Origin of the sequence: Paenibacillus abyssi (assembly GCF_014640295.1) — a bacterium.
In the GTDB taxonomy this organism is placed as follows: Bacteria; Bacillota; Bacilli; order Paenibacillales; family Paenibacillaceae; genus Paenibacillus_D; species Paenibacillus_D abyssi.
In genome coordinates this window covers 1-22,894 of sequence record NZ_BMGR01000012.1, presented here as the reverse complement: position 1 = coordinate 22,894, position 22,894 = coordinate 1, and the positions used below count along the sequence as shown (strand labels likewise).

At 50.4% G+C, this 22,894-nt stretch carries 21 protein-coding genes; 18 read left to right on the top strand and 3 right to left on the bottom strand.

Features of this window, described 5'->3' with window-relative positions; all coding sequences use genetic code 11:
• Positions 1-395: 395 nt before the first annotated feature.
• Both IEW11_RS17440 and IEW11_RS17435 read left to right on the top strand, forming a co-directional pair.
• Complete coding sequence (locus IEW11_RS17440) at positions 396-905, top strand: GNAT family N-acetyltransferase (protein WP_188532362.1); 510 nt, start codon at positions 396-398, stop codon at positions 903-905.
• A gap of 24 nt (positions 906-929) precedes the next feature.
• Positions 930-1,871: a 5'-nucleotidase gene (locus IEW11_RS17435; protein WP_188532361.1), complete on the top strand. Its 942-nt coding sequence runs from the start codon at positions 930-932 to the stop codon at positions 1,869-1,871.
• Here IEW11_RS17435 and IEW11_RS17430 read toward each other — a convergent pair.
• Positions 1,863-2,309, bottom strand: coding sequence for a hypothetical protein (locus tag IEW11_RS17430; protein ID WP_188532360.1), 447 nt, complete (start codon positions 2,307-2,309; stop codon positions 1,863-1,865). The genes IEW11_RS17435 and IEW11_RS17430 overlap by 9 nt on opposite strands.
• 19 nt (positions 2,310-2,328) lie before the next feature.
• On the opposite strand from IEW11_RS17430, the gene IEW11_RS25225 reads away from it, so the two are divergent.
• The 9 genes from IEW11_RS25225 (at position 2,329) to IEW11_RS17385 (ending at position 13,004) form a co-directional block, all read left to right on the top strand.
• The gene (locus tag IEW11_RS25225) at positions 2,329-2,568 is read left to right on the top strand and encodes an HAD family hydrolase (protein WP_188532359.1); all 240 of its coding nucleotides are present in this window, start codon (positions 2,329-2,331) and stop codon (positions 2,566-2,568) included.
• Positions 2,569-2,605: 37 nt separating this feature from the next.
• Entirely contained in the window at positions 2,606-3,670 is a 1,065-nt protein-coding gene (hisC, locus tag IEW11_RS17420; protein WP_188532358.1) for a histidinol-phosphate transaminase, read from the top strand.
• Between the two features lie 60 nt (positions 3,671-3,730).
• Positions 3,731-4,489 (top strand): phosphoribosylformimino-5-aminoimidazole carboxamide ribotide isomerase, encoded by a 759-nt coding sequence (hisA, locus tag IEW11_RS17415; RefSeq protein ID WP_188532357.1) that lies wholly within the window; start codon positions 3,731-3,733, stop codon positions 4,487-4,489.
• A gap of 323 nt (positions 4,490-4,812) precedes the next feature.
• Positions 4,813-7,686: a 2-oxoglutarate dehydrogenase E1 component gene (locus IEW11_RS17410; protein ID WP_188532356.1), complete on the top strand. Its 2,874-nt coding sequence runs from the start codon at positions 4,813-4,815 to the stop codon at positions 7,684-7,686.
• Between the two features lie 18 nt (positions 7,687-7,704).
• On the top strand, positions 7,705-8,907 hold the full coding sequence (odhB, locus tag IEW11_RS17405) for a 2-oxoglutarate dehydrogenase complex dihydrolipoyllysine-residue succinyltransferase (RefSeq protein ID WP_188532355.1): 1,203 nt from the start codon (positions 7,705-7,707) through the stop codon (positions 8,905-8,907).
• Positions 8,908-8,928: 21 nt separating this feature from the next.
• The gene (locus IEW11_RS17400) at positions 8,929-9,420 is read left to right on the top strand and encodes a DNA-deoxyinosine glycosylase (RefSeq protein ID WP_188532354.1); all 492 of its coding nucleotides are present in this window, start codon (positions 8,929-8,931) and stop codon (positions 9,418-9,420) included.
• Positions 9,421-9,486: 66 nt separating this feature from the next.
• Positions 9,487-9,984, top strand: coding sequence for a DinB family protein (locus tag IEW11_RS17395; RefSeq protein WP_188532353.1), 498 nt, complete (start codon positions 9,487-9,489; stop codon positions 9,982-9,984).
• Positions 9,985-10,065: 81 nt separating this feature from the next.
• Positions 10,066-10,740 (top strand): SOS response-associated peptidase, encoded by a 675-nt coding sequence (locus tag IEW11_RS17390; protein WP_188532352.1) that lies wholly within the window; start codon positions 10,066-10,068, stop codon positions 10,738-10,740.
• Between the two features lie 113 nt (positions 10,741-10,853).
• Positions 10,854-13,004, top strand: a complete 2,151-nt coding sequence (locus IEW11_RS17385; RefSeq protein WP_188532351.1) for a DNA topoisomerase III — start codon at positions 10,854-10,856, stop codon at positions 13,002-13,004.
• A 21-nt stretch (positions 13,005-13,025) separates the two neighbouring features.
• Here IEW11_RS17385 and IEW11_RS17380 read toward each other — a convergent pair whose 3' ends face one another.
• The gene (locus IEW11_RS17380) at positions 13,026-13,652 is read right to left on the bottom strand and encodes a TraX family protein (RefSeq protein ID WP_188532350.1); all 627 of its coding nucleotides are present in this window, start codon (positions 13,650-13,652) and stop codon (positions 13,026-13,028) included.
• A 237-nt stretch (positions 13,653-13,889) separates the two neighbouring features.
• Between IEW11_RS17380 and IEW11_RS17375 the strand changes: the two genes are divergently transcribed.
• The 4 genes from IEW11_RS17375 (at position 13,890) to IEW11_RS17360 (ending at position 17,232) form a co-directional block, all read left to right on the top strand.
• Positions 13,890-15,170 carry an ATP-binding protein gene (locus IEW11_RS17375; protein WP_188532349.1) on the top strand — a complete coding sequence of 427 codons (1,281 nt, stop codon included), beginning with the start codon at positions 13,890-13,892 and terminating at the stop codon, positions 15,168-15,170.
• A gap of 124 nt (positions 15,171-15,294) precedes the next feature.
• Positions 15,295-15,759 carry a GyrI-like domain-containing protein gene (locus tag IEW11_RS17370; RefSeq protein WP_188532348.1) on the top strand — a complete coding sequence of 155 codons (465 nt, stop codon included), beginning with the start codon at positions 15,295-15,297 and terminating at the stop codon, positions 15,757-15,759.
• Positions 15,760-15,959: 200 nt separating this feature from the next.
• Positions 15,960-16,613, top strand: a complete 654-nt coding sequence (locus IEW11_RS17365; RefSeq protein WP_188532347.1) for a LysE family translocator — start codon at positions 15,960-15,962, stop codon at positions 16,611-16,613.
• A 181-nt stretch (positions 16,614-16,794) separates the two neighbouring features.
• Positions 16,795-17,232, top strand: coding sequence for a VOC family protein (locus tag IEW11_RS17360; protein WP_188532346.1), 438 nt, complete (start codon positions 16,795-16,797; stop codon positions 17,230-17,232).
• 132 nt (positions 17,233-17,364) lie between these two features.
• Here the strand turns inward: IEW11_RS17360 and IEW11_RS17355 are convergent, their stop codons facing one another.
• A complete protein-coding gene (locus IEW11_RS17355; RefSeq protein ID WP_188532345.1) occupies positions 17,365-18,582 on the bottom strand; it encodes a GGDEF domain-containing protein in 1,218 nt (405 codons plus the stop codon).
• Between the two features lie 112 nt (positions 18,583-18,694).
• Between IEW11_RS17355 and IEW11_RS17350 the strand changes: the two genes are divergently transcribed.
• From IEW11_RS17350 to IEW11_RS17340, 3 genes are all read left to right on the top strand, one after another.
• On the top strand, positions 18,695-19,822 hold the full coding sequence (locus IEW11_RS17350) for a glycosyltransferase family 4 protein (RefSeq protein WP_188532344.1): 1,128 nt from the start codon (positions 18,695-18,697) through the stop codon (positions 19,820-19,822).
• Between the two features lie 25 nt (positions 19,823-19,847).
• Positions 19,848-21,200 (top strand): metallophosphoesterase family protein, encoded by a 1,353-nt coding sequence (locus IEW11_RS17345; RefSeq protein ID WP_188532343.1) that lies wholly within the window; start codon positions 19,848-19,850, stop codon positions 21,198-21,200.
• A partial coding sequence (locus IEW11_RS17340) for an AAA family ATPase (protein WP_188532342.1) occupies positions 21,197-22,894 on the top strand: 1,698 nt, incomplete at its 3' end. The genes IEW11_RS17345 and IEW11_RS17340, both read left to right, overlap by 4 nt.

Genomic DNA, 22,894 nt, shown 5'->3' with positions numbered 1-22,894 from the left:
TATGAAAGCGTAATCCGTTTGGTTAACTCACTAATTTTCATTTGTTCCGCACTGGTCGGCTGAACGGCTGACGATGCTGGGAACAAGGATACCTGGGGAGCAAAATATAACGTTCATGCGGATGATGTTGCTTCGATAACAATCACAAAAGAACAGGCTATTACGAATTAACCGGAAATGGCAAGGAAATCATAGTTCGGTGAAACGCTTTTTTCCCCCCATAATTTGTTACCACATATCTGCATTTGTACATTATAATAAAGACAAAAGCGGTTACTAACTAGCCTGGGATCCATTGAAATTGTTAACATCATGAACTCATTCTAATGAATGGCATGATGTTTTTTTGTGGAGACAAATGAACTAACATTCACAAAGGGAGAAGCGGATAGGCCATGGAAATGATGAAAGTTGAAATGAGAGATTTTCGATCAATCCTAAAGATTTTCCGTGAAGTGAAAATGGAATTGGAGAAGCAAAATAATGATCAGTGGAAGTGGATTTATCCTAATCGCTTTATCTACAAAGCAGATGTAAAAAACGGAACGATGTATGGCATTAAGGAAGGGAATGAATATATTGCGGTTGTCACTTTAGATAATCGGCAGAGTAATGAACATCAGTCAATGAAGTGGCGGGATCATGCTGGAACCCCCTGCTGCATCCACCGGCTTGCGGTCCGTCCTGACCGGCAGGGTAAGGGATTGGGCAAGCAATTGTTGCGAAGCGCCGAGCATCTGGCCAAGCAGCAAGGATATACCAGTGTTCGGATCGATGTGTATCAATCGAATGCAACGGCGATATCATTATATGAAAAGAATGGTTATCTACGAATCGGAGAGGTCAGATATCCAATGCGGAAGCTGCCTTATGTTACAATGGAAAAGCAACTGCTGCACGACTAATGTGAGCAAAGGATGATCGGACAGATGCCCTATCAAATTGAAAATAAATTCGTCATAGCGGTCGCTTCCAGCGCACTGTTTAATTTAACGGAATCAGATCATGTCTTTAGGGAAAAAGGGGAAGAAGAGTATCGAAAATACCAGCGGGCGCATGAGACGCAAGTGCTCCAGACCGGAGTAGCATATCCGCTTATTAAACGGCTGTTAAGCCTTGGAAATGACTTTTCCGAAGATCAACCGGTTGAAGTCGTGCTGCTCTCACGGAATGACCCCGATACAGGCTTGCGGGTTTTTAAATCTATCGAGCATTACGGCCTTCCGATCAGCCGCGCGGTTTTCGTCACGGGCAATAATCCTTTTCAGTACATGGATGCCTTTAACGCTTCCTTATTTTTATCCGGTAATCCAGACGATGTGCAGGAAGCGGTTGAACGCGGTTATCCGGCAGGCTGCATCTATCCTACCAATTATATTGATGATGATGAGGATCAGGAGCTGCGGATCGCTTTTGATTTCGACGGCATTATCGCGGATGATTCCGCAGAGGCTGTGTTTCAGCAGGGCGCACTTAATCTGTTTCATGATCATGAAAGGCTGAAGGCCGGCGAGCCTCTTCCACCTGGACCGCTGTTGAGATTTTTTACGGAAATTTCAAAGCTTCAGAGAAGAGAAATTGAAAAAAATCAGAACAATCCGGCTTACAAACCGAAAATCAGGGTGGCCATCGCCACTGCGCGTAACGCGCCTGCCCATGAAAGAGTAATTACAACGCTCCGAAAGCTGGATATCCGCATTGATGAAGCTTTTTTTCTCGGGGGAATTGATAAGGTAAGAGTGCTGAGCATTTTTAAACCGCATATCTTTTTCGATGATCAAGCAGGCCATATCGAAGGAGTTGCAAGCATGTTCCCTTCGGTGCATGTACCGTTTGGTGTAACCAATATTAAAGCAGCCAAATCACAATGAAGCAGAAGATTGCTGGCGCTCCGCCTTTTTGTATACCGAAAGATTGTCAAAGGATCTGCCGTCCGCTGTAAAGCCGGACTGTGTAACGGTCATCAGCCGGCCATCATTGGATAACGTGCGTCTTGCGTAGCTTACAATGATATGATCCTTTATTACTGCTGTATCTAATGTATGAGGATCAATGAGGTTTGTGGAGATCGTATCGGCAAGCGAAGGGTTGTCATATGGATATGGTTTGCCGTCTGGAATCGATTGATAGGTGACCTGGTATGCTTTGTCCGCTGGTGTGACCCATTCTGCAGTAAAGGACAGGCCATCGCCGGCCGGTTCGATCCGATAACGTGCTTGTTTGGGCAGAATGCCCATTTCATATTTGGATTGACCCGGGATAAACTGCCATTCGCCAACAAACCATCGAATAGCTTCACTAAGCATCATATTGGTTGCCTCCTAATGCATGTGGATATTAGTAGTCTCTTATCTATTAATACGTATGCGATTTGAGAATATGCATTTTATAACCGGCCAGTATGATCGGCTTGAGAAGCTCCATCATGTGGAGCGGGATGTTTTTGTCAGCCTTGGGTATGGACAATTTCAGAGCGACAATATAAAATCTTTAGGCATTGAAGCGTATTTTGATACCATCGTCATCTCAGAGCGGGAAGGTTTAATCGTAAAGTGGCTGCAGCATTAAATGATAAGACAAAACCATTGAAGGGCGGATCTAACGAGTGAGCAAATTTTGGAATAAAACGACAACTTCATTAGAGCCTTATGTTCCCGGCGAACAGCCGAAGGACAAGAAATATATCAAGTTAAATACGAATGAGAATCCTTACCCGCCATCTCCGCAAGCGCTAAAAGCTATGCAGGAAGCTGTAAACGGCGATCTTCGCTTATACCCGGATCCGACATGCAGCGATCTGCGCGAGACGATTGCCGGATATTATGGTTTGACCAGCGACCAGGTATTTGTAGGCAATGGTTCGGATGAGATATTGGCTTTAGCGTTCCAAGGCTTTTTCTCGCCTGATAAGCCAATCGTCTTTCCAGACATTACATACAGCTTCTACCCGGTATATGCGAAGCTATATGGTTTGCGGTATGAGCTTGTGCCGCTTGATGACCAATTCGAAGTTCCGATCGAGCGGTTGTGTCAGCCTAACGGTGGCGTCATTCTTCCGAATCCGAACGCCCCGACGGCTAAGTATATGCCGCTGGGTGGCATTCGCGCGATTTTGGAGCGAAATACGGAGCATGTCGTGCTTATCGATGAAGCATATATTGATTTTGGCGGAGAAACGGCAGCAGCGTTAATTAACGATTACCCGAATCTGCTTGTTGTACAGACCCTCTCGAAATCGCGTTCTTTAGCCGGGCTTAGAGTCGGCATGGCGCTGGGCAACCGGGAATTGATCGAAGGCTTGGACCGCGTCAAGAACAGCTTTAATTCGTATCCGCTTGACCGGGTAGCGTTAGCGGGCGCAGCTGCGGCGATCAAGGATGATTCGTATTTTAAGGAGACGACGCAGAAGGTTATCTCAACTAGGGATGCGGTCGTATTAAAGTTGCGGAAGAGCGGGTTTCATGTTGCCGAATCGAAGGCGAATTTTATCTTTATCTCCCATGCTTCCAAACCGGCGGAAGAGATTTTTCTAGCTTTGAGAGAGAAAGCGATTCTAGTGCGCTATTTTAATAAACCGAGAATTAACAATTTCTTGCGGGTGACAATTGGAACGGATGCGGAGATGGAGGAATTTGTCCGGGCGATTAGCGAGATTGTCGGGGAAGCGTAAGACATCACATGGATTCGATGATATAATGCACATAAATGAAACAAGAAGGGTAGAGATCCGTTGAAATTCAGACCATGCATCGATATTCACCAAGGGAAAGTGAAGCAGATCGTAGGGGAAACTTTAAATACGGAGCATCAGAACGTGGTGGAGAATTTCGTCTCCGATCTGAATCCGGCCCACTATGCATCCATGTTCAAGCGGGATGAATTGCAGGGCGGCCATGTCATTATGTTAGGCGGCGGCAACGAAGCTGCGGCGGTTGAAGCGCTGCAAGCATACCCGGGCGGGCTGCAGATCGGCGGAGGCATCACGGCTGACAATGCTGCTTACTATTTGGATAAGGGAGCTTCCCATATCATCGTTACTTCGTATGTATTTCGCGACGGCGAGCTGCATATGGACAATCTGCGCAGGATCGTATCCGAGATCGGTAAGGAGCGGCTGGTTATCGATCTTAGCTGCAAAGAACGTGACGGCAAGTGGTATGTTGTTACGAATCAGTGGAAAACATTCAGCAATTTCGAGCTTAATGCAGCAAGCATTCGTGAGTTGGAGAACTATTGCAGTGAGTTTTTAATTCATGCCGTGGATGTCGAAGGGAAACGTACCGGCGTGCAGGCAACCTTAGCGAAACAGCTGGCAGAGTGGGTGAATATCCCGACAACTTATGCAGGCGGCGCACGTTCTCTTGCCGATTTGGATCACTTTCATTCTTTGACGGACGGGAAGCTGGATATTACAATCGGCAGCGCTCTGGATATTTTCGGTGGCGACTTGCCTTACGATCGAGTGATTGACTATTTCAATAACAAGTAAAATTCATAATCTTTTTTCAATGTTAGCCTATGCAGACCTCTTGTCGGCATAGGTTTTTTGTATGGGCGTGCCCGGAGGCACGCATCTTCTAGGCGGTGTAAGTCCGTTCACAGGAGACGAAGGCCGCGAAAGCTGCTAGGAATTTGGAGCGGCAGCGAAGAATCCTCCGGCGTATGAAGCTGGTGGAAATGCGAATCAGCGGCAGACGCATCTTGAGGCTGAAAGTTAAGTGAAGATCTGCCGATTTCTGTTTTTTATCGTTCATTTAAAGGTAATAAGAAGGATAGGGTTCTCAATATAAAGTAAGGTGGTGGTTTACAACAATGACGGGAAGCAGAAAAGGCAAACATAATCCTTGGCAAACCTATTACGGTCCCAATCTAGGCTATGTGCAGGAGCAATACGAGCGTTATGTGAACGATAATACTTCCGTTGACCGCGAATTTCAAGTGTTGTTCGAGCAATGGGGGGCGCCTCCTTCACGAATGAACCACGTTCAAGAAGGCGGTTATACCCAGCCGTCTCGCGACGAAGGGCAGGCAAATCTGCGTTGGATGCAAAAGGTCGTCGATGCCAGTAAGCTTGTCTGGAATATCCGTACGTATGGACATCTGGCTGCCGACATCGATCCGTTGGGACTTAGCGCAGCATCGGATACCCGGCTTCTTGAGCCGGAAAGCTTTCAGCTGAGTAAAGAAGATCTTATGGCGATTCCTGCGGAGATCATCTGGGAAAATGCGCATCAGGATGTCGCGAATGGCTGGGATGCGATTGAAAAGCTAAAGGCGATCTACACCAAATCAATCGCGTACGAATTCAGCCATGTGCATGAGCAAACGGAGCGCGAGTGGTTGAATGAACAAGTTGAAGCAGTCCGGCTCGCCCAGGATTCTCTGACAGATGAGGAAAAAACCTCGCTGTTAACACGGCTCGTGCAGGCAGAGCAGTTCGAGCATTTCTTACATCGGACCTTTACCGGCCAGAAGCGTTTCTCCATTGAAGGTATGGAGGTCCTGATTCCGATGCTGGACGAAATGGTCAAGCTCTTTTCCAGCGATGGAGCGGAGTATATTCTTATGGGGATGGCGCACCGCGGACGGCTGAATGTGCTTGCCCATTTACTTAGAAAGCCGTACAGTAAAATATTTTCCGAGTTTCATCATGCCCCGAACAAGGACATGATACCGTCGGAGGGATCGAGGGGAATTAACTTCGGTTGGACCGGAGATGTCAAATACCATCTTGGCGCCAAACATGCCATCAAGGCGGGCGAGGTTGTAAAAACCCGGCTGAGACTGGCGAATAACCCAAGCCATCTGGAATTCGTGAATCCGGTTGTCGAAGGTTTTACAAGAGCGGCTCAGGAAGACCGCAGCACTAGCGGATATCCGGTTCAAAATGTAAGTCTGGCGGCTACCATTCTCCTCCATGGCGATGCCGCTTTTCCCGGGGAGGGCGTCGTCGCCGAGACCTTGAACTTTAACAAGCTGCCGGGCTACCGCAACGGCGGCACTGTGCACTTTATCGTGAATAACCGGCTTGGCTTTACGACGGAAAGCGAAGATGCCAGATCCACCCATTATGCGAGCGATCTGGCTAAAGGCTTTGAAATTCCGATTGTCCATGTGAATGCGGATGATCCGGAGGCATGTTTGACTGCCGTTCGCCTGGCCGCGCAATACCGTTCGCGCTTTAAGAAGGATTTTCTGATCGATCTGATCGGTTACCGGCGTTACGGTCATAATGAAATGGACGATCCAGGGACGACACAGCCCATTATATATAACAAGGTGAACAATCACCCTTCGGTTACTACGCTCTATTCACAATGCCTAATAGACGAAGGCCTTGTAACCGACGAGCAGATGGCGGAGATAAAACAAGAGTTTGTTAGCCGCATGGAGGCGGCGAATGAGAAGGTCAAACATAATCATCTCGAGGATGCCGATCATACAGACCGGCTGAAGCCGCTCGTGCTTCAATCGCCTAAGCTTGATACGGCTGTGCCGTTAGAGCGGCTAAGCGCCATTAATGAGGAACTGCTCCGGTGGCCCGATGGATTCGAGATCTATCCAAAGCTGAAACGGATTCTGCAGCGCCGGGCGGGCGCATTGGATGAAGGAGGACAGGTGGATTGGGCTTTGGCGGAGACGCTTGCATTTGCGACGATTCTGGAGGACGGCAAGCCGATCCGCATAAGCGGCCAGGATTCCGAGCGCGGCACGTTTGCCCATCGCCACTTGATTCTGCATAATGCGAAGAGCGGGGAAAACTATTGTCCGTTGCACCAGCTGCCTCAAGCGAAGGCGTCGTTTGCCATCCATAACAGCCCATTATCAGAGGCCTCTGTTCTGGGCTTTGAATATGGTTATAACGTTTATGCGCCTGAGACACTGGTCATCTGGGAAGCGCAGTATGGCGATTTTACCAATGCGGGGCAGGTGATCATTGATCAGTTCATCTCGGCGGGCAGAGAGAAATGGTCACAGATATCAAGCCTCGTCATGCTTCTCCCGCATGGATATGAAGGCCAGGGGCCAGAGCACTCCAGCGCGAGGCTTGAGCGGTTCCTGCAAGCTGCGGCGGAGGATAACTGGATCATAGCCAACCTGACCAGCGCCGCGCAATATTTTCATATTCTGCGCAGACAGGCGGCGATGCTGGCTACTGATCATGCAAGGCCGCTGATCATCATGTCGCCTAAAAGCTTAATCCGGAATCCGAAGGTTGCTTCCCCGCGGGAAGCTTTCAGTAAAGGGGCTTTTATGGAAGTAGTGGAACAGCCGGGATTGGCGGAAAAACCGGAGCAAGTGAACAGAATTCTTTTATGCAGCGGAAAAGTAGCGGTCGATTTAGAGGCGATGATAACCAACGAGCAGTCAGCGGAAGCGGATTGGTCCTGGCTCCACATCGTGAGGATCGAACAGCTTTACCCGTTCCCGGAGCAAAAGGTAGCGGAAATTATCCAGCGCCTGCCGAATGTGAAGGAGCTCGTGTGGGTTCAGGAAGAACCGGAAAACATGGGCGCTTGGCGATATATTGAACCGCGGCTCAGAGCGATTGCACCGGAACATACGGAAGTGGCTTATATCGGCCGCCCGGAGAGGTCGAGTACAGCGAGCGGCTATCAGAACATCCATAGCTTTGAGCAGGAGCATGTTTTAACCCTGGCATTGACACCGATGCAATCACAATAACGTAAAGGAGGAACCGCCGTGAATGAAATCAAAATTCCCGAGCTTGGGGAATCGATCGCTGAGGGTGCGATCTCGAAGTGGTTAAAGAAGCAGGGGGACCCGGTAAGCCAAGGTGATCTGCTGCTTGAGCTGGAAACAGACAAGGTAAACCTGGAGGTCAGCGCAGAAGTGGATGGCGTGTTGGCGGAGATCGTGGTCGAGGAAGGCGGAAACGTCAAAGCAGGGGATACGGTAGGGTATATTCGTGCCGAAGGAGAAAACAGGGAATCATTAGATATCAATAAGGAAAGGGAGCAAAAGAAGGAGACGCCTTCAGGCGATTATACAGCCTCTCCATCAGCAAGAAGAAAAGCGAGGGAGCAGGGAATTGAACTGAATCAGGTGAGCGCCCGTGATCCGCTGGGCAGAGTCTATTCGGAAGATATAAGGCCTGAACAGACAGCTTCTAAGCAAAAAGAACAGCCTGCAAGACAAAAACAGCAGCCTTCCAAGCAGGCTGACAGCCAGTCTGATGCTGAACCTAACGTGGAACGGATCAGGATGTCACGACGCAGGCAGACGATCGCGAAGCGGTTGGTGGAGGCGCAGCAGACCGCAGCAATGCTGACAACCTTTAACGAGGTGGATATGACGGCGATTCTAGACGTTCGGGAACGGCGCAAGGCGTCATTTCGGGAGAAGCACGATGTCGGACTCGGATTTATGTCCTTCTTCACCAAAGCGGTGATCGGAGCGCTTAAGGAATTTCCTAAGCTCAATGCGGAGATCGACGGAGAAGAGATGGTGCTGAAGAAGCATTATGATATCGGTATTGCCGTATCTGCCGCCGAGGGGCTGGTTGTTCCGGTTGTTAGAAATGCCGAGCGCCTTGGATTTGCCGAGATCGAGAAGCAGATCGCGGCGCTCGCGGAAAAAGCACGCAGCAATACATTGTCCCTCGCCGATCTGCAGGGAGGAACGTTTACGATTACAAATGGAGGCGTATTCGGTTCGTTATTGTCGACGCCGATCCTGAACTATCCGCAGGTAGGGATCCTAGGGATGCACACCATCCAGATGCGTCCGGTAGCCATCAGCAAAAAGAAAATGGCGAACCGTCCGATGATGTATATCGCCCTTTCCTACGATCACCGAATCGTCGATGGCAGCGAAGCGGTCCGTTTTCTGGTGAAGGTCAAGGAGCTGCTGGAGGATCCGGAAGCTTTGCTTTTGGAAGGGTAATGAAATTGGTATAATAACAAGATGACAACCATCGAATCCTTTAAACCGGTTATAGACGAACATTCGACGATTCTTATTCTTGGCTCCATGCCGGGCGCCGAATCGCTGCGCCGCCAGCAGTATTATGCGAACCCGAGAAACCATTTCTGGCCGATTGTCTATGCGATTTATAACCAGAGCCCGCATACGGAGTATGAAGAGCGATTGAACTTCCTGCTGTCCCGACGGATTGCACTGTGGGACGTCTTATCCCGCTGCCGGAGGGAAGGAAGCCTGGATGCCAACATTCAAGATGAAGAGATCAACGATTTTGGATCGTTGTTTCAACGTTATCCCAAGCTTCGCGCCGTGCTGTTCAATGGTACGAAGGCGGAGCGAAGTTACCGTCAGCATGTCGGCATGAATGATCATAAAGTATACGCCCGGCTGCCATCCACAAGTCCGGTGCCGGGCAAATATAACAAAACACTCGCCGAAAAAATAAAAGACTGGAGCATCATTACTACACTATAATATCAAAAGAAAAAATGATCGCCGTGCTTGAGCAATTCAAATCGGCGCTGTCCGGAGGGTAACAGCTTGCAGTTGAGAGACTTCTATGACTATCACATTTGGTCGTATTTAGCTCTAATCGACCATCTGGAAAAAGATTTGCCGCAGGTGCTCTTCACGGAGAAGGTGGAGAGCAGCTTCTCCACGATCTCCCAGACATTGGATCATATCTACCAAACGGACTGCAGGTGGTATGAAGTGCTGCAGGGACATAACCCTTCCTTTATGCCGGAGGATGCGGCAGAACACCATGACCTGCAGACAATTAAGGAGCAGTTCGTCCGCCTCCATGATGAGATCAGCCGATTTTTATCCGAACACGGGGCGGAGCTGGAGCGGGAGGTACGTTTTAAAAATAATCGCGGCGGCGAGACGCTGGTTACGCTGGAGGAAGTTGTGCTCACGCTTGTCAATCATGGGAGTTATCACCGCGGTGCTATCGCTGCGATACTGAGACAGCTTGGTTACAGCAGTATTTCCAGCGATTATTTGTTCTATTTAAAGAACCGCAAGAGACGGTTTTGAACCTGTATATTCGTCTTCCAAGGATGCATAATTTTCCTGTCGCTGCGGATAATGAAGGGTAAAAAAAGGTGGTTATCCTTCATGTGTGAACGATTTTCTCTAACCGTTGATTCCGCACAACTGCAAGAACAGTTCGATATCAATAAAGTAATGTGCGATTACAATCAGCGTTATAATATTTCTCCGACACAATCGGTACCCGTTATCGTAGGCGGCCGCAGAGAGCGCAAGCTGGTGGATGCGAGATGGGGCTTGTTCCCTTTCTGGGCAAAGGATTCGGTGAATGCCGATTTTGATTCGGTCAGCGGGAAGAAAATTTTTGACAGGATATTAAAAAAACAACGCTGCGTAATCCCCTGCAGCGGCTTCTACGGCTGGCGGACGGAAGGCAAAGTCAGCTACGCGGTTCGTATCGTGCTTCGGGATCAGCAGGTGTTCGCAATGGCGGGTTTGTACGAGGAACGAGTCGATCCGCGCGGCGCTCTTCACCGCAGCTGCACCATTGTCACGACGATGCCTAATCGGGTGGTCTCGGACTACCATGACCGTATGCCGGTCATCCTCGATGAACAGGAACGGGAGAACTGGCTGAATCCGGAGATTACGGACAAAAAAATGTTAGAGAATCACATTTACGCGTATCCTGCATCACTCATGCGTGCATATCCCGTCACACCGTTATTGCGCAACGAGCAGTTGGAGACACCGGAGGTCATCAAGGAGTTCGCGCCGCATCTGGCGATGCTTAAAGAATAACAGAGGGCTGTCCCTGGTCTTACGACCTATGGGACGGCCCTTCATGTTTTGACAACCACAGGTTCTTCACCGATAATCGAATAGAAACAAAACCGGAGGGTGGAGATGTATCGATGAAGGCATTAGTGCTGGCCGAGAAACCTAGCGTGGCCAAAGAGCTGGCCCGTGTTCTCGGGTGTGGCCAGAAGCACAAGCATCATTATGAAGGCAATCAATATATCGTCACTTGGGCGCTCGGGCATTTGGTGACCTTGGCTGAACCTGAGGATTATGATACGAAGTACAAGTCGTGGAATCTTGAAGATCTGCCGCTCCTGCCTGATAAGATGAACCTGAAAGTCATGAAGGAAACGTCCCATCAATTTCGCGGGATTGCCCAGCTGTGCAAACGGCAGGATGTGAAGGAGCTTATCATCGCCACCGATGCGGGGCGAGAGGGAGAGCTTGTCGCCCGCTGGATAATGGAGCTGGTGAAATGGCGCAAGCCTTACCGGAGGCTGTGGATTTCCTCGCAGACCGATAAAGCGATCAAGGAAGGGTTCCAGCAATTAAAGCCGGGCAAAGAATATGATAATCTGTACGCATCCGCCGTCTGCCGCGCCGAAGCGGACTGGCTGATCGGGTTGAACGTGACAAGAGCGCTGACCGTTAAATATAACGCCCAGCTTGCAGCGGGTCGGGTCCAGACACCGACGCTCGGAATTTTAATGGATCGGGAGCATGAAATAAGCAGCTTCCAATCCAAGCCGTATTGGACGGTGACAGCTGACTTCGGGTCTTTCCAGGCGATATGGCGGGAGAAGGATGGACATGACGGCCGGATATGGGAAAAAGAGAAGGCGGATCAAGTTGCAGCCCGAGTACAAGGTAAAACAGCGCGCTTAGAGAAATTAAAAACAAGCGAAAAGTCGGAACTGCAGCCGCTGGCTTATGACTTGACCGAGCTGCAGCGGGATGCTAACAAGCGGCTTGGCTTCTCGGCCAAGCAAACCTCCAATGTGCTGCAGCGTCTGTATGAGCAGCACAAGCTGGTCACCTATCCGCGGACCGATTCCAAATATTTAACGTCGGATATGGTATCGACCCTGAAAAGCCGGATGGAGAGCATTGCGGTTGGCCCTTATGCGGTAATGGCCAAAAAGCTGCTGCGGCAGCCCCTGCAGGTAACAAAGCGGATCGTGGATGACAGTAAAGTAAGCGACCATCATGCGATCATTCCAACGGAGCAATATGTGAATATAGGTGCTTTAACGCCTGAAGAACGCAGGCTGTACGATCTCATCGCACGACGTTTTATTGCACTTTTCTATCCTCCTTATCGGTATGATGAGACCAGCATCGTGATTCAGGCGGGAGAAGACACCTTCTACGCCAAAGGCAAAGTCCAGAAGGAGCTCGGCTGGAAGGAAGTTTACGGCAGCGGTTCCGCATCCTTCGATGAAACAGAAGATGGCGAGAGCGATACAGAAGCTGAATCAGGCCAGCTGCTGCCGCCTCTAAGCATGGGGCAAGCCCTCCCGGTCAAAAACAGCAAGCTCCGCGAGCTTCGCACGCAGCCGCCGCCAAGATATACGGAGGCGGGATTGCTGGGCATGATGGAGAAAAATAACCTTGGCACGCCGGCGACTAGAGCGGATATTATTGAGAAGCTGCTTGGGACAGATACGATTGAGAGATTGCGGGGCCGCCTGGTGCCGACCGGCAAAGGCAAGCAGCTGATTGAGCTTGTCGTGGACGAGCTGCGCAGCGCGGAGCTGACGGCGGAATGGGAACGTGAGCTGGAGAGGATCGCCAAAGGTAAGGGCGATCCCAAACGATTCATGGATGGCATACGGAAGCAAACGACCGAATGGGTCGGTGAGGTGAAGCGGGAGACGAAGGAATACAAGCCGCATAATCTGACACATTCGCGCTGTCCGGAATGCAGCAAGCCGCTTATGGAGGTGAAGAGCAAGCGGGGCAAGTCGCTTGTCTGTTCAGACCGCGAGTGCGGCTACCGCAGAGCTGCTGAACCTGTGCTGTCCAACAAACGCTGCCCGCAGTGCCGCAAAAAGATGGAAATTCATGATGGCAAATCAGGCAAGTACGCGCAGTGCCGTCCTTGCAACTTTGTGGAGAAGCTGGACGGCGAGCGCAGCGGCGGCAAGGCGATGAAGCAACAGCAGCAGCGTCTGGTACAGCAGTTCAGCGACAATGTGACGCTCTCTTCGAGCCTTGGCGATGCACTGAAAGCCGCATTGCAAAAGGGAAACCAGCAGGACTAAGTTGTTATGATATCCGGATCGTTATACGGCCGTCAGCTGCCATAATGCCAGCAGGGCAAGATGCCCGGGATAGAAGCTGCGCCATACCCAGCGAGGCGGCTGTAACCGATCCATCGCTCGTAATAACAACGGCAGGTAAACAAGCAGGATGGTCGGGAGGATGCTGTACATTTGGATCAGCCAGCCTTTATCGTACAGGATAACGAGATTCAGCAGCAGATGCAGAGCAACCTGCATATGCGAGCGGCTGTAACGGTAGATTAAGACCAATGCAAGACCGTAATACCCATAATCAAAATCAAATGCCTCCAGCAAAAGAGCGGCACTTGCCACAACGATCATGATGAATAACGGATGACGCCAGCGGTCGATTGCGTAAAGAACGAGCAGGCAGACGAGCAGTGCGGCTACCACATTAATCCCGCCGTCGCCAAACGCCAGCTGGAAAGGCAATTGGGACAGTATGGCTACGATCGCCAATCGAACCAAATAACGTTTCATATTTTTAGTATGATAATAACCAACTACAAGCGCAAATGCATAAAGCGGAAAAGCGATCCGGCCGATAATCCGCCATATCGAGTCACCTGGGAAAAAGACAATTCCGACATGGTCGATCAGCATGGTTAACATGGCTAAAATTTGCATGTGCTGTCACCCACTATTGTTATCTCCTTCTAACGTATTTGATATTATAAAAAGTATAGCCTTCCTCCAATCCTTTTTCCATTGTTTATTCGATTAAAGCGTTCCGCCTAGTTTCTGGACGATTGACTTGAATTGAAAAAATAAGAAAAAAATAGATAGTCAGCCTATAAGCTAGAAGCTATAATGAAGATGCTATCAGCGCAGAATGTTGCACACATCAATGGCGGAGTGATTGGGATGAACAGTGAACTGCTTTTTACGATAGACCAGATTTTATTTATTATTTTGCCTCTATTTATTTACAAGATCTTCATTTTGGATAAACCTGCCATTAACCCCGTACTGCAGTTCATCGCTATGGTAGTCTGCTGCTCGGTCTCCATGATTACCAGCATGGCCATACCTCTAATAGAAGTTAAGGGCTATATTATTGATCTACGAGTGGTTGCTTTCTCCATCGGTTTTTTATACGGAGGGTACCGTGTGGGGATTGCTCTGATGTTAGTTACAATCGGATATCGCTACTATATAGGCGGTGATGGTTTTTATGCAACATTGGTCCTTCAAACTATTTTATCTATGGCTTTAATCCCGCTATCCAGAAACTTTCTAACGAGGCATCTAAATTTTAAACTTGCGATCGGCGCGTTCATCGGGGTCCTGTACAGCAGTCTGGTAATGATATGGTTTTATATTGCAGGCGTACTTGATCAAGATGTCATAAATTTCCCCTTCTTCATTCAATTTACCTTAACCTTAATCCTATCCTTATTCAGCGTTACTTATGTCATTGAAATGATGCGGAAGAATGCCTCCATTCGTGAAGAAATTCATCATTGGGAAAAGTTGAAAATGGTGAGTGAGATTGCTGCCAGCGTGTCCCACGAGGTTAGAAATCCGTTAACCGTTATCCGCGGTTTTATTCAATTATTGGCCAGAGGCCAAGTCCGGGAAGATAAAAAACAGGAATATTATCTGTATATCATGGAAGAATTAAATCGAGCGCAAGTGATCATTACGGATTATTTGAATTTTGCCAAGCCACAAACTTCCCAGGTTGAAGAGATCAAGGTCATGGAAAATATAAATTATGTCGTAGGTGTGCTTACACCTTACGCAGTGATCCATAATGTTGAGCTGGTCGTGAGCGGGGAGCGGGAGGTGGCAATTCGTGGCGATCGTTTGAAGCTTAGGCAATGCCTGTTAAATATTATCAAGAACGGTATAGAAGCGACGAGAAGCGAAGGCATTGTCTCCATTACGCAGAGTCTTAAGGAAGAGCAAGTTATTATCAAGATTACCGATACCGGAGTGGGGATGGACAGCAAGCAGCTCAAGCGTCTGGGTTCCATCCATGTATCGATTAAAGAGAACGGGACTGGACTCGGGACAAGGGTGGTTTACTCCATCGTTCAATCTATGGGGGGCACCATCGAGGTCCAGAGCAAAAGAGCAGAAGGCACTTCCTTTACCCTCAGCTTTCCGAGAATCGATCATTCCGGTTCAAAAAGAAAATAATTCCATTCTAAGGTTGCGGCGTGGTACACTATATTAGTACAATGACATAAAGACAAAGCCGTCACCACTGTCTTGAAGCGTTCAAAGCATCGTTGCCAATTCCAAATGCCGGGAGGAAATCGCTATGGACAATTGCATGTTGGTGAACAAATCGTCGCTTAACCTGGTAGGTATCAGTTATTCTGGACCTTACTCCACGTTTCCTGACGAAGCGATACGGTTGCAAAGCGAGTTCCTTGCGAGGAAGCATGAGCTGAACGACAATATTAAGTCTCAAGCCCTGCTCAGCCCTTATTTCGGAAATGAAGTATTTGCCACGTACTGGGCCTGTTATGAGGTTCAGCATATGGAGAGCATTCCGGAGGGGATGGTGCAAATCACGATTCCGGAGCATCAGTATGCGATGGTTACCTGCACCAACAAACGAATCGGTGAAGGTTATGAGCAAATCCACGCTTGGATGAATGAAAAACATCTGGTTAAAGAAGAGAACGCAGTCGCGATTGAAGTCTTTTTTATCGATGAGCATCTGGAAGAAGAGCCGGTTGAAATCTTGATTCCGGTGAAGCCGCTTGAAGCTGTGAAGTAGAGGCGCTTTGCATGCATTGCGCTCCGCATGGTGTGTTTCCAAATACATGAGAATCCTAAGAGCTGAATGCAGCTCTTTATTTTTTTACCTTGTTTATGAGTGGGGAATGGGGGATGGCAGCTCTAAAGCTTCAATATGGCTGCTGACGGAGCTGTCAGCCGGGGTTGTTTACGATACCAACCAAGAGAGGATTTCAGATCATGACGTGGCCGTTCTTGTATGCTTTTATTACCGGATTTTTATTTTCGTTGTCGCTTAATTTTGATCTGGGGATTGTCAATGTGGCTGCGATCAAGGCGGGCATGGAGAAAGGGTTCAAGCCATCATTCCTGCTTGGTTTCGGCTCCTGCTTCGGCGATTTGTTTTATTTAACCTTGGCGCTGCTTGGAATGACGGTCATTTTCGAGTTTACCTGGGTGAAATGGGTGCTTTGGATCGGAGGCACTGTCATCCTCTTATACTTGGCACTGAGAATGCTGAAAGACACGATAAAGCCAAAACCGATCGATGCGGCCAATGTCCAGTCCGGCAGTGAAAAAGCATGGAAGAACATCGTATTTGGCGCCGGTTTGACGTTGTCTTCCCCGACGGTCATTATTTGGTTCGCAGTGGTCGCCGGACCGATTGTTGCCGGCCTGCATTTGGACAAGCCTGCCATTCTATTCATCTTTATTATCGGCTTCTTTACAGCGGGTCTTCTCTGGTCTTTGGTCATTGCAGCTGTAAGCAGCAGTACGGGGAAACGGCTCGGGACGCGCTTTGTCAGAGGGTTGTCGCTGATATCGGCACTGCTGTTTCTATTTTTTGCGGGAAAAGTGTTTATTGACGGGATCGCGCTCGTGACGCGTGGATGAATGACAGGTTCGGCGGATGAGCGGCAAAGTGGACAAGTTGCAGGATGAATGCTTGGACAAGCGGCTGGATAGATCAGGTTCATGTAGACTTGCCGCGGGTAAAGTGGATTAAAGGCGTTGCCCTTTCGATATGGACCGTAAATGGCGGTTCAATCCGATATTTGGATGGAGGTCGAGTAACATGAATCTTTATGATGAAAAAATTGACGCATACGCTTTGGTGCAGCTGCCGGTCCGAAATCTCAAGGAATCGGTTGCCTTTTACACGGAACAGCTGGGCTTTGTGCTGGAGAATCCGGGGCGGGATTATGAAGTAAACTGCTTTTTGCGCATTCATAACGGCAATGGGGAGGATGGCCGGGGGGCTGGTCCAGGGCTTCATCTGCTGCAAACGGAGGAACAGGAGTTCAGGCCTTCCCACTGGATCATTGACGGGGAGCAGGTGCATGCGCTAGAGCTTCATAGCAAAAATATTGTGGCATTGCATGAGAAGCTTAAAGCCAATAATGTGACCGTCGTGGCGGAGCCTTACTTCATGCCCCCTGCAGGCGGCTATTTGAAGTTTTTGGATCCGAGCGGACATCTGATCTGTGTTAATCAGGCAGAGGAATATGTATGATAAGCTTTTAAGAGGCCGTCCCTGTAATTTGTACAGGGCGGCTTCTTTTAGCGTTTGCGGTCAGCCCCGCACAGAACTGTAGTTACGAGGCGCAGAATTGCTCTTGGATCAGACTCGCAGTATACTCCACCTTCATGTTAGCTTTGACAGCGGCTGGGTTGGTTCGGTTAATTGGGCACGCTTTGATTCGGATGTGACGTTTTGTTTCAAATCTTTATAGGCGGTGACTTTGTTCTTACCGGTCGTTTTGGAATGATACATCGCCTGGTCAGCCTGATGGATGACATCCTGCACGCTGATTTGTTTTTGAGCGGTACTCCAGCCGATGCTGACCGTAACCGGTGTTTCACTCTCTATACGCGCCCGGATCGTTTCTGCAACGAGTTCCGGCTTCGAACGCGGATCGTAGATTGCCGCCACAAGCTCCTCTCCGCCATAACGGCCGGCAGTTCCGATCCCATCCGTTTCATTGGCAAGAATGGTCGCGACTTGCTTTAATACGCCGTCTGCATAATGGTGACCATGTGTATCGTTCAGCTTCTTGAAATGATCGAGATCGCAGAATAGAAAGGTTACAGTATGCCCGTGCGAAATATATTGCTGCGCTTTTTTCATAAAATGCTGCCGGTTGTATAATCCGGTCAATCCGTCTGTAATGGAAGATACATAAATCGATTGCAATCGCTCGATTACCCACTCGAACATAAGTATAAACAGCAGCGTAAAATAGAGTATCGGCAGTATGAACGTTACGATAGTTAAAGCCGCCACCGCATCCTGGAACAGATAATGATTGATTGCATGAACAAGCAGAAAAGTAAAGTAGGTGATTACGCCTGCTCCATAGGTTCTCCGCTGTCCGATGCGCGGCAGTATGAACTGAAGCCCCATATAGACAATAACAACCGCAAAAATGTCCAGGGACAGAGGTCTGCTCACATGTTCGTTACCGCTTACAAGCAGGTCCGGGTTCCATATTACTTCAAAGATTGTGAGCGCTATGGTTACACCCAGCCCGGCAATGAACAGGAAATGATCGAGTCTTCGCGGCTTCGTATATAATTCCAACACAACAAAGTTTATAATAAGAAATGAAAGCACCTGTAAAACGATGGCGGCAAGATTGAGCCAGGCAGGGAATATACCGCTGTACATTGTTATCAAGAGCATCAATGCCTGGTGGGTTAAGCTAAAACAGAGTGCGGTATTGAGCAGCCGATAGACCCGGTGTTTCCGATAACGCCTCTGCAGACGGACCGACATGAATGTAATAAGAATGAGCAAGGTCAATACAGCCGCGGTTGATAACAGCTGGCCGGTCGTTCCGGCAAGAATTTGAAGCAGTGTCATGGACGTTACCTCACCATCATAATGAATTACTCCAGCGCTTTACAGAACGTATGTTCTGATATATCATATTGAAAGCCGGGAAGAAACTCCCAGCTGATTGGAGGCAAGATCATTGAATATTTTGCAAGCTCTGTTTTTCCCGCCGGAACAGCCGGGCGGTGTGTCATCCATGGTTCCCTATATTCAAGAGCGTTTTAATAAGATGAATTGGCAGATGGAATTGTTCTCATTGCCCAAGCGAATCCGCGGAAAGGGTCAAGAAAACATAGTATTCGACACCTTTGACGTTAAATCCTTCGAAGATTCGCCTATTATCGACAAATATCTACAAACCTATCGCGACTATATTTGGTGGACGCGCATGCGGATCAATAAATCCTATGATTTGATTCATGCCCATCATCCGATTGCCGGATTGGTGATGAAGCAGTTGTTTCCGGATACGCCTGTTCTGATGACGATCCACTCCAGCTATGAACAGGAGCTTATTCTAAACGGGAAAATTGAAGCAGGCGGGCCTGAGCATCGGTTTTTGACCTCGATCTATCGGGAATTAGAGACGAAAATGGATCGGCTGATGACCGTTTCACAGTCATTCCGCAGCTATTTATCGCCTTATCTTCAGCAGCCTGAGCAGGTAAAGGTCATTGCCAACGGATTCGATGAGAAGCGGTTCCGGCCGATCTCGCACGAAAGCCAGGTGACGCAGCTGATTACGGTCTGCCGTCTTGTGCCGGCCAAAGGGCTGGACATCCTGCTGAAAGCATGCGCGGAGTTGAAAAAACGAGGCAATCCGTTTGTGCTGCATATTATTGGAGACGGGCCGATTCGCAAGGAATTGGAGCAGCTGGCGGTCGAACTGGATTTATATGATGAAATTATATTTTATGGGTATATGCTTCATCCGGAAGAGTTTATGCCGTTTTTCGATATCTTTGTCCTGCCGTCACGGGCAGAAGCGTTCGGCTCGGTGTTCGCGGAAGCGGCATTGTGCTGGCTTGCTCTGGTCGGTACGAATGTCGGCGGGATTGCCGAGCAGATTGAAGACGGGGTGAACGGGCTGCTGGTGCCGCCTGAGGATCCGATCGCGCTCTGTGAGGCGCTGGAGAAGCTTATCTCCGATCCGATCTACCGTTATAATATGGCCCGCTCGGCTTGGGATAAAGCCAAGAAGGATTACTCATTGCAGCGGGTAATCAGCCAATTGAAGCAGGTTTATAGCGAGGCTAAGAAGCAGTAGCATACAGAAGAAGAGGTGGGGAAACATGAGCGCAGCGTTTCGATTTATACATGCGGCAGATCTCCATCTGGATAGTCCGTTTCGCGGGCTGGCAGAGGTGCCGGACAAGGTGGGCTTACACCTTCGGGAATCAACGTTCGCCGCGCTGCGCAGATTGACGGATGTTGCGATTGAAAGGCAGGTTGACTTTATCGTGCTGGCGGGCGACCTGTATGATGCCGCCGACCGTTCCTTGCGGGCGCAGCTGGCTCTTCAGAGGGAGTGGTCCAAGCTGCAATCGCACGGGATCCAAGTGTTCGCCATTCATGGCAACCACGATCCATTATCCGGATCGAAAGCCAAGCTCGACATCCCGGATTCAGTTACCGTATTCGGGGCGGAAGCATCAGAAGGGAGGCCGGCTTACCGCAGAGACGGTGAGCTGGCCGCTTACATATATGGGATCTCCTATGGAACGAGAGCGGTAACGGATAATCTGGCGGCACGGTATGTCCGAAGGCCGGACGGGCCGTTCCACATCGCGCTGCTGCATGCGAATGTAGACGGTGACCCGTCTCACGATCCTTATTCGCCATGCCGATTAGACGAATTGACAGGCGCAGGTTTTGATTATTGGGCGCTCGGGCATATCCATGACCGCAGAGTACTCCATGAATATCCTCATGTGGCGTACTCCGGGAATACCCAAGGACGGAATCCCCGGGAAACCGGCAGCAAGGGCTGCTACATCGTCGATGTGACCGAATCGCGCGAGGTGAACATGAGGTTCGAGCCGCTTGATGAGATCCGCTTTGCGAGAGCGGAGCTGGATATAACCGGTCTGGATACCGAACAAGCGCTATTGGAAGCGATGCAGGCGTTGGGCGAGCAGACCGCTGCCGAGCATGAAGGGCGTCATGTGATGTTGAAGATGGTATTGCTGGGGAGAGGCGGCCTTCACGGACGCCTGTCAAACGGTTCGTTCACAGCGGAGCTGCTGGCAGAGCTCAGGGAGCGCTGGGATCCTGAGCATACGGGCAGTGCGCCGTGGCTATGGATGTACGCGCTGGAATGCTTGACCGGCGCAGAGCTGCGCACCGACGAGCTGGCAGGAGAGGACAGCTTTGCAGGGGAGCTATACCGCATGGCGCTTGCGCTGTCGCAGCAGCCGGATCGGAGGCAGGCCTTTATGCGTGAAGCTCTGGCATCGCTTTCCGAGCAGCCGAGGCTGCGCAGGCTGTTCCGGGACAAGCAGGAACAGATGCCGGGCGATTGGTTCGAGCAGGCAGTTGAGCTGGTGCTCGGGCTGCTGCTGGAGGAAGAGCTGGAACAGGCGTCTGCCGAACCCGTTAATCCAGATGGAAGATCCCTTTCCGGGCAAAGGGGGAAAGTCGGGTGAAAATCGAATCACTGCACATTGACGGTTATGGCAAATGGCATAACGCGGATTATGCGCTGAATGCGCCTGTTGTTATCTTATACGGGCCGAATGAAGCGGGCAAAAGCACATTGTTCGGCTTCATTCGTTCGATGCTCTACGGCTTTGCGACAAGGGCGAACTTGCCGCTGCGACAGGAGCCGATCAATGGAGGAAAGCACGGCGGAAGCCTATTGTTAACGGATGAGAATGGCGATACATACCGGGTAGAACGCTACGCCGGCACTTCAGCGCAGCTGCGGGTGCGGTTGATTGGCAGTGCTATGGAGACTGTGGTGAAAGAAAACGGCGGGGCTAACCCGGAAGCCGGCTTCATGACGCCCTGGGCAGAAGAGATTACGTTGGCGCAAGCTGATTTTGAGCGGCGCTTTATGGGAGGCATCCCGGAGCGGCTGTTCAAGCAGCTGTTCGCAGTCAACCTGACAGAGCTGCAGGAGATAGGGGCTCTCAAGGGCGAAGAGCTGGGAAGATACTTGTATCATGCCGGCTGGAGCGGCGGCCGCGCGCTGCAGGCTGCGGAGAAGAAGCTTCGGCAGGAGCTGGATGCTCTCTACCGGCCGCGCGGCGTCAATCAGAAAATGAATCAGCTGCTGAAAGCATTGGAGCGGCTGGAGGGAGAGCAGCGCCAAAGGCCGGATGAAATCGCAGCGTATAATGAGCTGTCCGCGTCGTTGGACCGGACATTAGCCGAGCTCGCGGAGCGGGAAGCGAAGCTGCCGCTGCTAACGGAAAACCTTAATCTGCTGCTTAAAGCTTATGAGATCCGGAACATATGGCTGCGCAAGCTCGCACTGGATCGCGAACGTTCACAGATTTCAGGAACAGAGCGGCTGCCTGCGGATGCCGAGTCGCGTTGGACGCAGCTGCTGGCGGAACGTAACCGCAAGGAAGAGGAGCAGCAGCGGTTAACCAAGCTTTTGGACCATTTGCAGCATGAGCTTGCAGGTATTGTCGTGAATGAGGCATTGCTTGCGAATGCCGATGAGGTGGAGACATTAGCCTTAAGCGTGGAGGCAATAAACAGGCAGCGCCTGGAACGAAGAGATCTTCTGGCGGAGCAGCGCGAGTTGCAGGAGAGGTTGGAGCGCCTGCTTGCACGGATCGCTGAGGATTGGACTGTTGAGGAGCTGAAACAGCTGACTATAACGGTTGCCGACCGCGAATATGCGCGTTCGGTAAAAGCGGCTGCGGCTGAAGGAGAACGAGAGGTGGAACGTCTGTTATCCGCGCGGCGTAATGCCTCTGAACAGGCAGCAGAGGTTCAGATGGAGCTCGGGCGGATGAGCGGACAAGGCGGACAGCGGCCTGGGGACGCGGCCTCTCGCCAAGCAGCGGAGAACGAAGAGCATGCTGTGTTTGCGCTGCTGCCGAGCACGCTGGAAGAGCTGAAGCGGGCATGGCACGTGTTCGAACAAGCGTATCGCGAGTGGGAGCTGGAGGCAGCGCGGGCCGAGCAGGAAGCGCTGCTGCTCGGCGGAACGTCGGCGGCCGGGCAAAGCGGCCGCCGGATCAGCGCCGCCGCGCTGCTTGCCGCGGCGGCAGCCGGCGGAGCCGGTGCGCTGGCGCTGGGCGCAGCCGCAGGCGGGCTGCGCGGCGCGGCCCTATGGGGCGCCGCGGCCGGCGGAGCCGCGCTGGCGCTGGCGCTGGCGGCGCTG